This is a genomic window from Pengzhenrongella phosphoraccumulans, from assembly GCF_045689905.1.
Classification (GTDB): Bacteria; Actinomycetota; Actinomycetes; order Actinomycetales; family Cellulomonadaceae; genus Pengzhenrongella; species Pengzhenrongella phosphoraccumulans.
In genome coordinates this window covers 2,459,173-2,471,252 of the sequence record NZ_CP144210.1, presented here as the reverse complement: position 1 = coordinate 2,471,252, position 12,080 = coordinate 2,459,173, and the positions used below count along the sequence as shown (strand labels likewise).

General features: G+C 71.3%; 11 protein-coding genes and 1 pseudogene. 4 read left to right on the top strand and 8 right to left on the bottom strand.

Annotation, left to right across the window (positions count from 1 at the left end; all coding sequences use genetic code 11):
- Positions 1–40: 40 nt before the first annotated feature.
- Positions 41–1,363: an NAD(P)/FAD-dependent oxidoreductase gene (locus VTA80_RS11415; protein WP_407345626.1), complete on the bottom strand. Its 1,323-nt coding sequence runs from the start codon at positions 1,361–1,363 to the stop codon at positions 41–43.
- A 62-nt stretch (positions 1,364–1,425) separates the two neighbouring features.
- A complete protein-coding gene (locus tag VTA80_RS11410) occupies positions 1,426–1,977 on the bottom strand; it encodes a TetR/AcrR family transcriptional regulator (protein ID WP_407345624.1) in 552 nt (183 codons plus the stop codon).
- Positions 1,978–2,118: 141 nt separating this feature from the next.
- Here VTA80_RS11410 and VTA80_RS11405 point away from each other — a divergent pair, with 141 nt between their 5' ends.
- The 4 genes and pseudogenes from VTA80_RS11405 (at position 2,119) to VTA80_RS11390 (ending at position 6,290) form a co-directional block, all read left to right on the top strand.
- Positions 2,119–2,991 (top strand): hypothetical protein, encoded by an 873-nt coding sequence (locus VTA80_RS11405; RefSeq protein ID WP_407345622.1) that lies wholly within the window; start codon positions 2,119–2,121, stop codon positions 2,989–2,991.
- A 69-nt stretch (positions 2,992–3,060) separates the two neighbouring features.
- Positions 3,061–3,525 carry a tRNA (cytidine(34)-2'-O)-methyltransferase gene (locus VTA80_RS11400; RefSeq protein ID WP_407345621.1) on the top strand — a complete coding sequence of 155 codons (465 nt, stop codon included), beginning with the start codon at positions 3,061–3,063 and terminating at the stop codon, positions 3,523–3,525.
- A gap of 184 nt (positions 3,526–3,709) precedes the next feature.
- Positions 3,710–4,666, top strand: a complete 957-nt coding sequence (locus VTA80_RS11395) for an IS1595 family transposase (RefSeq protein ID WP_407345371.1) — start codon at positions 3,710–3,712, stop codon at positions 4,664–4,666.
- Between the two features lie 34 nt (positions 4,667–4,700).
- A pseudogene (locus VTA80_RS11390) lies at positions 4,701–6,290 on the top strand (DUF222 domain-containing protein).
- Positions 6,291–6,485: 195 nt separating this feature from the next.
- Here VTA80_RS11390 and VTA80_RS11385 read toward each other — a convergent pair.
- The 6 genes from VTA80_RS11385 to VTA80_RS11360 all read right to left on the bottom strand — a co-directional run bounded on the left by VTA80_RS11385 (position 6,486) and on the right by VTA80_RS11360 (position 12,077).
- Positions 6,486–9,053, bottom strand: a complete 2,568-nt coding sequence (locus VTA80_RS11385; RefSeq protein ID WP_407345620.1) for an ATP-dependent Clp protease ATP-binding subunit — start codon at positions 9,051–9,053, stop codon at positions 6,486–6,488.
- Positions 9,054–9,175: 122 nt separating this feature from the next.
- Positions 9,176–9,736, bottom strand: coding sequence for an O-acetyl-ADP-ribose deacetylase (locus VTA80_RS11380; RefSeq protein WP_407345754.1), 561 nt, complete (start codon positions 9,734–9,736; stop codon positions 9,176–9,178).
- Positions 9,737–9,738: 2 nt separating this feature from the next.
- Positions 9,739–10,164 (bottom strand): D-aminoacyl-tRNA deacylase, encoded by a 426-nt coding sequence (dtd, locus tag VTA80_RS11375; protein WP_407345618.1) that lies wholly within the window; start codon positions 10,162–10,164, stop codon positions 9,739–9,741.
- On the bottom strand, positions 10,161–11,183 hold the full coding sequence (locus VTA80_RS11370; RefSeq protein WP_407345617.1) for an asparaginase: 1,023 nt from the start codon (positions 11,181–11,183) through the stop codon (positions 10,161–10,163). Before VTA80_RS11370 ends, dtd begins: the two co-directional genes overlap by 4 nt.
- A complete protein-coding gene (locus VTA80_RS11365; RefSeq protein WP_407345753.1) occupies positions 11,180–11,530 on the bottom strand; it encodes a DUF2516 family protein in 351 nt (116 codons plus the stop codon). The genes VTA80_RS11370 and VTA80_RS11365 overlap by 4 nt, the downstream gene beginning before the upstream one ends.
- Before the next feature lie 127 nt (positions 11,531–11,657).
- On the bottom strand, positions 11,658–12,077 hold the full coding sequence (locus VTA80_RS11360; RefSeq protein WP_407345616.1) for a type II toxin-antitoxin system VapC family toxin: 420 nt from the start codon (positions 12,075–12,077) through the stop codon (positions 11,658–11,660).
- Between the last annotated feature and the right edge of the window lie 3 nt (positions 12,078–12,080).

Here is a 12,080-nt window from a genome sequence, read left to right as displayed (position 1 = left end):
CGAACCGCGGCGGCACGCCGTCGGACGCCCGCGCGCCGTCCTACGCCCGAGTGCCCGCCAGCGCGTCGAGCGCCGGCCGCGGCGGTACGGCAAGGCCCAGGTGCGCCAGGACGGCGTCGGCCGCGCGGCGACCGGAGACGAGTGCGCCCTGGCTCGAGGCGGAGTCCCGGTGGTCGCCCGCGACGAAGAGCCCGTCGCCGAGCGCCACGGTCCGGCGCACGTCCAGCGGCGGGTCCATCGCGGTCAGCGCGTGCGGGATCGCGTGCGTCGTCGCCAGGTCCCAGCGGGAGGTGTCGACGCCGTAGATCCGGGCGAGCTGGCGCCGGACGCCCGGCTCGGAGGTCGGGTCGGACGCCTCCGGCGACGGCAGGCCGAGGATCGTCGTGGCGACCAGCGCGCGGTCGTCCGGGGAGTACCCGCGCGCGGCGTTGCTCAGCACGACGGTGTTGACGACCGGTCCTCGACGGTCGCCGTCGAGGTGCAGCGCGCCGTACGGGCTGGGCGGTTCGGGGGTGACGTGCCAGAACGTCGTCAGCGGTCGGACCTGGGGAACGGACAGCCCGGTGAGCCCCGCGGCGGCGCCGGGGTCGGTCGCCACGACGACGGCGCGGGCCCGGACCGGGCCGTCCGCGGTGCGGACCTCGCGCCGGGAGCCGCCCGCGCCCGAGCCGACGTCGTCCACGGTGATCCCGCACTGCACGGTCCCGGCGGGCAGGGCCGCGGCGAGCTGGTCCCCGATGCGCTGCATGCCGCCGAACGGGACCGATGGGCGACCCCGGACGAACGAGCGGATGAGCAGCTCGACGAACCGGCGCGAGGTGGATCCGTCGGACTCCGCCAGGATCCCGGCGAGGAACGGGTCCAGCACGGCGCGGCGCAGCCGGCCGTCGAGCCCGAGCCGGTCGAAGGCCTCGCCCCACGGCTCGTCGGGGGCGAGCAGCAGGCCGGCGGGGTCGCGCAGGGCGCTGCGCAGCGCCCACCGGCCGAACGCGACCTTCTCGCGCAGGCTGCCGGCGGCGGTGAGATCCCCCAGCAGCACCCGGCCGAGCAGGGGCGCCGGGGTGCGGCGCGGGTCACCGAGCAGCCGGCGGCCCGACCCGGACGCGACGACGACCGCTCCTGGAAGCGGCTGGAGCCGCAGCGACGGCACGTCGAGCGCGCGGCGCACCTCGGGGTAGGCGGGGTTGATGAGCTGGAAGCCGCGGTCGCAGCGGAACCCGTCGATCAGGTCGGTCCGCACGCGCCCCCCGACGGCGTCGGCCTGCTCGAGGACCGTGACCTCGATCCCGGCGGCCGACAGGCGAAGCGCGCACGCGAGCCCGGCGAGCCCGGCACCGACCACGACGACCTCGCTGGAGTGCATGTGCCGAGGTTATCTCGGCCCCGCACCGCCGACGGCGCTCGGGGCCCGTCGGTCGCGTCGCGTCAGGCCCGCGGCCGCAGCCCGACCAGCACGAGGTCCAGCGCGCGCTGGACCGACGCCGGGCCGGCCAGCCCGGCAGGGCTGTTGACGACGCCGAAGACCATGCCCACGACCATGAGCAGGTCGTCGACGGTGAGGTCCGCGCGCACGACCCCGGCCTGCTGGCTGGTCCGCAGCGGCTCCTCGAGCAGCGCGATGGACCGTTGCCACAACGGGTCGAGGTAGGTCTGGCCGGGGCCCTCGGCGAAGATCAGCCGGAACAGCCCGGGGATGTGCCCCTGCTCGGCGGTGATCGCCGCCATCAGGGTGAGGACGACTGCCGGGTCGTCACCCTCCCGTTCGACGAGCTGCTCGTACCGCTCCAGCCGTTCCCGGTACAGGGCAGCGGCGAGCGCGTAGCGATCGGGGAAGTGCCGGTAGAGGGTGCCGCGGCCGACCCCGGCGCGCTCGGCGATGCGCTGCAGCGGCACGGTGACGGACTCGGCCGCGAAGACCTCCTCGGCCGCCCGCAGGATTGCGTCGCGGTTGCGGCGCGCGTCGCTGCGTTGGGTCATGGCGCTCCATCGTAGGTCGGGGCCAAGGTCCCGGCTGTCGAGCCGGGAGGTGCGGGAGGCTTTCAGCGTAACGGACACCGATGTCCGTTTAATTGCGGGAGCCGCGAGGTCGCGGACCCACCGAACGAAGTGGACTGCTCGATGAACCTGCCCTGGTGGTCGTACGTCATCTCGATGCCGCTGTACTTCTGCTTCCTGCTGTGGGTGGTCGACTACTTCCGTGCGCATCCCAAGGCCTCGGCGTACTTCTGGATCGCGAGCCTGCTGACCTTCCCGTTGTGGATCCTCACGGGCGGGGTCGAGGGGTGGTTCCGCTGGTTCAAGATCCTGTCGGTGATCCTGCCGACCATCGTCGTCGGGCTCGCGCGGATCGCGGTGCACGACGACCGGACCGGCCGGATGTGGGACACGCTGAAGAAGCCCGGGTTCGTATGGTTCTTCTACGGGATCCTGTTCCTCAACATCACCGAGGCGTCGGTCAAGGACCTCCAGCTGGGCAACTACCCCAACGCGATCGCCGGCTTCCTGCTGTGCCTGACGATCCCCTACGTCCCCAAGTTCTGGAAGATCACGACGACCGGCGGCTCCGACCTGATCGCCTACACGACCATCGGCTGGAACCTGCTCTACACGACCTGGAACGCGTGCTTCGTGTACGCCGAGGCCCCGAAGTACTTCGCCTCGACGGTGTGCATCCTGCTCGCCGCAGAGATCTACCCGATCCTCAAGAAGCGCCCGGAGCTGTACGTGATCGCCCGCGTCTACACGCTCGCCGCGCACCTGCTGCTGCGCGCGTGCGTCGACTACTTCCCCCAGGTCATGGACGCCTCGCGCTGGTTCAACGCCGACGTGCTGCAGTGGTGGGGCATCGGCAACCTCGTCGTCGCGATCCCGTTCGTCTTCTGGTTCACCTGGCAGCTCGACTCGGGCAAGTCCGCCGTGAGCTTCCGACGGGGCCGGCTGCCCGACGACGACGTCCCGCTCGCCCCGGAGCCCGTCGCCGCGCCTGCCTAGAAGGGCCTGGCATGGGGGGCGGCCGACGCGCTGCGGGGACCCGGCGACGACAGGTGGGACCATCGTCGGGTGCCCCGCATCATGTTCTTCGAGCCCCGCATCCCCCAGAACACCGGCAGCGCGATCCGGATCTCCGCGGTGACCGGCGCCGAGCTGCACCTCGTGGAGCCGCTCGGCTTCGACCTGTCCGAGCCCAAGCTGCGCCGCGCCGGGCTCGACTACCACGACCTGGCGCACGTCGTCGTGCACGCCGACCTGGCTGCCGCCTGGGCCGCACTGCCGGACGCGCGGGTGTTCGCCTTCACGACCCGGGCCACGCGACGCTTCACGGACGTGGCCTACGAGCCCGGGGACGTGCTCCTGTTCGGCCCCGAGCCCACCGGGCTGCCCGACGACGTGCTGGCCGACCCGCGCATCACCGACCAGGTGGTCATCCCGATGATCCCCGGTCGACGGTCGCTCAACCTCGCGAACTCGGCGGCCCTTGCCGTGTACGAGGCGTGGCGGCAGATGGGGTTCACCGGCGCCGTCTGACCCGCTCCCCCGTCGTCGCGACCGGCGGTCGCCGAGGCCTCGCTCGCGCGGGGATGTCCGATGGCGGTTGCCACGCTCCATGCCCGACGGCGGGTTTCGTGCGTCGGGGGGTGCGTGTGGGTGGCTCGTTCTAGAGTCATACACATGTAATGCCTCTCTGCTTGAGTCCAGTAGAGTCGATCTCATGGATGAGGCCAGCGCGCCGGTCGCCGGCGTGGGCTACCCGAGCACCCACCAGCAGTTGGTGTCGTGGTTTCCGGACGACGACGCGTGCGCGGACTATCTCGCCAAGCTGCGGTGGCCGAACGGCTTCGAGTGTCCGCACTGCCACAGCACAAATTCGTGGCGCACCGCGCGTCGGGGAATGTGGATGTGTGCCGATTGCAGTAAACAAACGTCGGTGACGGCCGGGACAATCTTTCATCGCTCGCACACGCCGCTCTCGACGTGGTTCGCTGCGATCTGGTTCGTCTGTGCGTCCAAGAACGGGATCTCCGCGGCCACGTTGCAGCAGATCTTGGGGTTCAGGTCGTACGAGACAGCATGGGCGTGGCTGCACAAATTGCGCCGCGTCATGGTCCGCCCCGAGCGAGACCTACTCTCCGGGACCGTCGAGCTCGACGAGGCGATGATCGGGGGGCGAAGCAAGGGCAGGCCTGGCGCGGGCTCGACGAAGGTCCCCGTGATGATCGCGGTTGAGGTGACCGACGGGCGCAAGATCGGACGGATCCGGTTGGGTCTGGCGACCGCGAAGAACAGCGACCAGCTCGTCGATTTCGCGCACAAGGTCATCGCACCGGGCTCAACGATCCGATCCGACGGCGCACCAGCCCTTCGCAAGCTAGCCGACGAAGGATTCACCCACGAATTCCATGTCATGGTGTCCGCGGCCGAGCCCGCCCACGAGCACCTGCCCGGCGTCCACCTCGTCGCCTCATTACTCAAGCGTTGGATCGCCGGAACAATGCACCACGGAATAGCGAAGCGACAACTCGTCTACTATCTGGATGAATTCACATTCCGGTTCAACCGGCGAAAGTCGCGCTCTCGCGGACTGCTGTTCTACCGACTCCTGCAACAGGCCGTCGCGACGGACCCGCACCCACTGACCTCGCTGGTCGGGGGAGCCAAGCCACTCTGAGGTCCAACTGGACTCAAGCAGAGAGGCATTACACATGTTCGAACGAGCGGGTTCTCGGAGCGTCATGGCTGGTCAGCGGCCTAGTTCTGCCGCGGGCCGGTGCGCGTCCGCGCAGCCTTCGACGCCGTGGGACGCACCGGCGTCGTGGGTGGAGCCGTCGGCGGACCTGGCAGGCCTGTGGGCGGCGATGGACGCCGCGTTGGGTGAGCCGGTCGATCCGCGGGACTACACCCAGGTCGCCGCCCAGCGGTTGGACGACTTTCACCTCGTGGAGCTGATCGCCCGCCTGGAACGCGACGCGTCCACCGCGCGGGCCCACCAGCTGGCCGCGATCGAGGTGCTGTCCCGGCGGGAGTCGATGAACCCGTACTGGCCCGTGAGGGTCTCCCAGCCGAACGTGGCCGGGGAAGAGGTCGCCGCCGCGCTGGGGACCTCCCGGCAGGCCGGACGGAACCTGGTGGACACCGCCCGGCTGCTGGCCGGCCCGCTGACCCTGACCGGGGTCGCGTTGGAGGCCGGTCACATCGACTGGGGCAAAGCGAAGATCTTCGCCGCCGTCCTGGGTGATGTCGCGGTGCAGGTCGCGGTGGACGTGCAGGCCCGGGTGCTGCCCGGCGCGGGCCGACGCACCCACGCCCAGCTACGCCGCGACCTGGCCAAAGCCGTGATCGTGGTGGACCCCGTCGACGCCTAACAACGCACCATCCGCGCGGTCAAGGGCCGCCGGGTGTGCCACCCCAAGGTCCTGCCCGACGGCATGGCCGGCATCTGGGCCGTGCTGCCCGGCGCCACCGCCGCCGCGATCGACACCGCCCTGTCCGCCGCCGCCCGCACCACCAAGACCACCGGCGACCCCCGCACCCCCGACCAGCTGCGCGCCGACGCGTTCACCACCGCCCTGCTCGGCCACCCGGGCACGCAGGCCGCGGGCCCCCCCACGCGACCTGGCGCCACGACCTGCCCGGCCGGTGCCGCGTTCCCGCCCGGTGCGGCGTTCGGGCTGTCCCGGGGCTCCGCACCCGTGCCGGCCGAATCCTCACCGACCGCGGCGAACCCGCCCGGGCTGGGGGTCGGGGGTTTCGGTGGGGTGCGGGTGGACGTGACCGTGTCCCTGGCGACCCTGCTCGGCCTGGACGACAACCCCGGGGAGCTGGCCGGGTACGGGCCCATCACCGCACAGACCGCCCGCCGACTCGCCACCGCCGGGACGTGGCGGCGGCTGGTGACCGACCCCGTCACCGGCACCGTCCTGGACGTCGGTCGGACCCGCTACCACCCACCGGCCGACCTCGCCCGGATCGTGCGCGCCCGCGACCGGCAATGCCTGTCCCCGATCTGCTCCATCCCCGCCCACCGCTGCGAGCTCGACCACCGCGAACCGTTCCACCCCGACGGCACCGGCGGAGCCACCTCCGCCGCCAACCTCGGCAACCTGTGCAAACGCGACCACCTCATCAAAACCCACGCCAACTGGCGCCTGACCACCCGACCCGACCAGCCCGGCACCGTCACCTGGACCACCCCCACCGGGCACACCTACACCCACCAACCCGAACCACCCCCGGCCACGAACCACCCCTCGACTGGGACCCCGAACCACCGTTCTGACGCACGGCTGCTCTGACGCGCAGCCCAGCACACGGTCGCGACCCGGCCAAGATCGATGCGCTGTCGTGCTGGCACTCCCCCACGCAGGCACTTCCCGCACGCCCGCTCCCGATTGCCGACCTGAGCGGGCGGAGAACGACGAGGGGCCCGGATCCTGGTGGATCCGGGCCCCTCGTCGTCGTGCGGTTCGAACTGAGTCGGCGCGAGCTGACTAGTCCGAGATAGGCATCGTCTGCGTGTCGCCCGAGGTGGACGACGGCGCAGCGGGCGGCAGGTCGGTGCCGGACACGGTCGCGGCAACCGCGACCGGCTCCAGGACGATCTCGCCCTTGGGGACCCCACGGAACGTGAACTCGCCCAGCAGGCCCTCACCGACGGCGTCGACGAGGATCAGCTGACCCGCCTTGATCTCGCCGAAGAGGATCTTCTCGGAGAGCGAGTCCTCGATCTCGCGCTGGATCGCGCGACGCAGCGGGCGAGCACCGAGGACCGGGTCGTAACCCTTCTCGGCGAGCAGCGCCTTGGCTGCGGGCGTGATCTGGATCGCCATGTCCTTGTCAGCCAGCCGCAGGGCGAGCTTGGCGATCATCAGGTCGACGATCGCGAAGATCTCGGGCTGCGAGAGCTGCGGGAACACCACGACGTCGTCCACGCGGTTGAGGAACTCAGGCCGGAAGTGCTGCTTGAGCTCGTCGAGCACCTTGGACTTCATGCGCTCGTACGACGTCGACAGGTCCCCGCCGGCCTGGAAGCCGGTCTGCAGTCCCTTGGCGATGTCCCGGGTGCCGAGGTTCGTGGTCATGATGATCACGGTGTTCTTGAAGTCGACGACCCGACCCTGCGAGTCGGTCAGGTGACCGTCCTCGAGGATCTGCAGCAGCGAGTTGAAGATGTCCGCGTGCGCCTTCTCGACCTCGTCGAACAGGACGACCGAGAACGGCTTGCGGCGCACCTTCTCGGTGAGCTGGCCACCCTCGTCGTACCCGACGTAGCCGGGGGGCGAGCCGAACAGCCGCGAGACGGTGTGCTTCTCGGAGAACTCGCTCATGTCGAGCTGGATGAGCGCGTTCTCGTCGTCGAACAGGAACTCCGCGAGCGCCTTGGCGAGCTCGGTCTTCCCGACGCCCGTGGGCCCGGCGAAGATGAACGAGCCACCGGGACGCTTCGGGTCCTTGAGGCCGGCGCGGGTGCGACGGATCGCCTGGGAGAGGCTCTTGATGGCCGCTTCCTGGCCGACGACCCGCTTGTGCAGGGCGTCCTCCATGTGGAGCAGGCGCGAGGACTCCTCCTCGGTCAGCTTGAACACGGGGATGCCGGTGGCGAGCGCGAGCACCTCAGCGATCAGGTCCTCGTCCACCTCCGCGACCGAGTCCATGTCGCCCGACTTCCAGGACTTCTCCTTCTCGACCCGGCGCAGCCCGAGCTGCTTCTCCTTGTCGCGCAGGCGCGCAGCCTTCTCGAAGTCCTGCTCGTCGATCGCGGACTCCTTGTCCCGGCGCGCGACGGCGATCTGCTCGTCGAGCTCGCGGAGCTCGGGCGGAGCAGTCATCCGGCGGATGCGCAGGCGCGCACCGGCCTCGTCGACCAGGTCGATGGCCTTGTCGGGCAGGAACCGGTCGTTGACGTAGCGGTCGGCGAGCGTCGCGGCGGCCACGAGCGCACCGTCCGTGATCGAGACGCGGTGGTGGGCCTCGTAGCGGTCGCGCAGCCCCTTGAGGATCTCGATCGCGTGCTTGAGCGTGGGCTCGGCGACCTGGATCGGCTGGAACCGGCGCTCGAGAGCGGCGTCCTTCTCGACGTACTTGCGGTACTCCTCGAGCGTGGTCGCCCCGATGGTCTGGAGCTCACCGCGCGCGAGCATCGGCTTGAGGATGCTCGCGGCGTCGATCGCGCCCTCGGCGGCACCGGCACCGACGAGCGTGTGGATCTCGTCGATGAACAGGATGATGTCGCCGCGCGTGCGGATCTCCTTGAGCACCTTCTTCAGGCGCTCCTCGAAGTCACCTCGGTACCGGCTACCGGCGACCAGAGCCCCCAGGTCGAGCGTGTAGAGCTGCTTGTCCTTGAGCGTCTCGGGCACGTCACCGCGCACGATGTCCTGGGCCAGGCCCTCGACGATGGCGGTCTTGCCGACACCTGGCTCTCCGATGAGGACCGGGTTGTTCTTGGTGCGTCTGGACAGCACCTGCATGACCCGCTCGATCTCTTTCTCACGTCCGATGACGGGGTCGAGCTTGCCGTCACGCGCAGCCTGGGTGAGGTTGCGGCCGAACTGGTCGAGCACGGCAGAGCCCGCAGGCTGGCCCTCGGCCGGGCCGCCGGAGGCGACCGGCTCCTTGCCCTGGTAGCCGCTCAGGAGCTGGATGACCTGCTGGCGCACGCGGTTGAGGTCGGCACCGAGCTTGTTCAGCACCTGTGCAGCGACGCCCTCGCCCTCGCGGATCAGGCCGAGCAGGATGTGCTCGGTCCCGATGTAGTTGTGGCCGAGCTGGAGCGCCTCGCGCAGCGAGAGCTCCAGCACCTTCTTGGCGCGGGGAGTGAAGGGGATGTGGCCCGACGGCGCCTGCTGGCCCTCGCCGATGATCTCCTGGACCTGCGAGCGCACGCCATCGAGGGAGATGCCCAAGGATTCGAGCGCCTTGGCGGCAACTCCCTCACCCTCGTGGATGAGGCCAAGCAGGATGTGCTCGGTACCGATGTAGTTGTGGTTGAGCATCCGCGCCTCTTCTTGCGCGAGGACGACTACCCGGCGAGCTCGGTCAGTAAATCTTTCGAACATGTGCACTCCTCACGAGCGACGTACAGCCAGGGCTGGGATCCGGGCGGGAACGGCGTGATTTCCAGGCTAACCGCGACATGCGCCCAGAACAGCCCGTGTTCGCCGCAGGCGTGACGCCGGGCTCACGCTCCTGGCGAACACTCCCGGGCGAAAGCCGCCAGCGCATCGTCGGAGAACAGCACGAATCGCACCAGGTCAGGGCCTCGGCGGGGGTCCGACGACGACGCGGACGACGCGGCCGACGACGCGGCTACCCACGCCCGCACCGCGCCGACGGCGATCCGGGCGACGTCGGCCGCGGCCCAGCCGTAGACGCCCGCGCTCACCGCGGGGAACGCGATCGATCGAGCCCCCAGCTCCGCGGCGACGTCGAGGGACCGCGTGAAGCACGACGCCAGCAGGGCGGGATCGGTCTGGCCGACATGCGCGTTCGGCCCGACCGTGTGGATCACCCAGCTGGCCGCGAGCCGTCCCCCGCCGGTGGCGACAGCGTCGCCGACAGCGAGCCCGTCCGGCAGCGAGGTGCGGCGCAGCTCGCGGCACTCGGCCAGCAGGGCCGGTCCGGCTGCGGCGTGGATCGCGCCGTCGACCCCGCCGCCGCCGAGAAGCGAGGAGTTGGCGGCGTTCACTATGGCGTCGGTGTGCTCGCGGGTGAGGTCCCCGCGCACGGCCTCGATGCGCATGCTCACGCCTCCAGCAGGATCGTGACCGGGCCGTCGTTCACGAGCTCGACGGCCATGTCGGCGCCGAAGGCTCCCGTAGCCACCGAGAGCCCGCGAGAGCGCAGCGCGGAGACGAGGCTCTCGACGAGCGGCTCGGCGACCGAGCCGGGCGCGGCCTTGTTCCACGTCGGACGGCGACCTTTGAGCGTGTCGGCATACAACGTGAACTGGCTGACGACCAGCACCGGCGCCCCGACCTCGTGCGCGGACCGCTCCTCGCGCAGGATCCGCAGCTCGGCGATCTTGCGCGCGATGAGGTCGACCTGCGCCGCGCCGTCGTCGTGCGTGACGCCGACGAGCACCAGGAGGCCCGGGCCGTCGATCGCCCCGACGACCTCACCACCGACGGTGACCGAGGCGCGCGTGACCCGCTGCACGACGGCCCTCATGAGTTGATCCCCTGCGCGCCGAACGTCGCGGTACCTGTCTGCGCGCCGAACGTCGCGGTGATCCCCCCGACCGGGCGCCCGTGGCCGAGGACCGGCGTGTGCCCGAGCGCGCGGATCGCGTCCGAGTCGACCCCCGCGAGGGCGAGCGCGGCGGCGAGGATGGCCGGCCGCGGCCGGTCCGCACCGTCGATGACCTTGAAGGCGAGGGCGCCGCCGTCGGGCAGGCCCGCCGCATAGACGCCGTCGGCCCCGTCCTTGGCGACGAGGCCGGGGACGGCGGACATCGCGAGCGTCGCGTCGCGGCCCGTGCCTCCGACGAGTCCCGGGTGCGCGGACATCGCGGCCGCGACCCGGGCCTCCGGGCTGCCCGGCTCGCGCAGCGGCGCGGCGGCGATCCGGCCGAACGCCCGGGCCAGGCCGAGGACCGTCGTCGAGAACAGCGGTGCGCCGCAGCCGTCGAGCGTCGCATGGGTGACCGCGACCCCGGTGAGCCGTTCGATCTCCGTGCGGACCGCGCGCTGCAGCGGGTGCCCGGGGTCGAGATAGTCGGCAGTGTCCCAGCCGGCCGCGACGCACGTGGCGAGCATCGCGGCGTGCTTGCCCGAGCAGTTCTGGGTCAGCGAGCACGCATGGCCGCCGGCGAGCTGCCACGCGACCGAGGCGGCCGGCCCCAGCGGCAGGTCGGGGGTGTTCTGCAGGTCGGCCTCGGTCAGGCCGGCGCCCGCCAGGAGGGCGCGCACGCCCGCGAGGTGCACGGCCTCACCGGAGTGGCTCGCGCACGCGAGCGCGAGCGCGGCACCGTCCAGGTCGAGCCCGGCGCGGACCATCGCGGTCCCCTGCAGCGGCTTGAGCGAGGATCGCGCCCAGATGACGGCGTCGGGCTCCCCGAGCGCGAACCGGACGGACCCGGCCGGCGCGAGCACCACGAGGTGGCCGGAGTGCACGGACTCGAGCAGCTCGCCGCGCACGACGTGCGCGAGCGGCACGGCCGACGACGCGAAAACCGGAGCCGGGCTCACCAGCCGCCGCGCGGCGGTGTGCCGCCCCCACCCTTCCCACGCCCACCGCGGCCACCGCGGCCGGAGTACGGGCGGACCGCGGGGCGCACGTCGACGAGATAGACGATGCCGCCGACTGCGGCCGCGAGCGCCAGGAAGCCCATCGCGCCGAACCCGAGCGGCGGCGGGATGGCGACGAACGACACGGCGGTCGACGCGCCCGTGATCGCCAGCCAGAAGTTCTTCGTCCGCTTGCCCGCGCTCACGAACGCGCCCGTCGGACGGGACAACGCATCGATCAGCGCCCAGGCCGCCAGGACGAACACCGTCAGGTAGAGGGCGAGGTAGACATACGTCTGCAGGGTCATGATCACGGGGTTCAGACTAAGAGATGACGGGCAGTGCCGTAAGGCACCACGGGCAGTGCCGTAAGGCACCACGGGCAGAGCCGTCAGGCACCACGGGCAGAGCCGTCAGGCACCGCCGGCAAATCCGTCAGGGCACGACCAGCAGACCCTCGGCACGGGCCGCCTCGGTGAACGGCGCGTCCCAGCTGAGAACCGCCAGGTCGGGGCTCCGCAGCACCAGCGCGCTCGCGAGGTGCACCGTGTCGGTGGCGCGCAGCGGGTGGTGCTCGGCGAGCTCGGCCGCGCGATCCATGAGCTCGTCGCCCAGCTCCACGGTCCACAGCCCGCGCCACAACCGCGCCCAGCGCCGGTGCGCGCGCTGGAAGGCGGCGTCGTCGAGCTTGCCCATCCGCAGGCCGCCCGCCAGGACCGTGCGGACCTCGAGGTCCGCCACTCGCGAGGTCACGACCGTGTCCGCGCCGTCCCACAGCGCCGCTGCGACGCCGGACCCTGCAGCGGGCATGCAGAGCCGGACCAGCGCCCCGGGATGAAAGTAGACGAGAGCCATCGC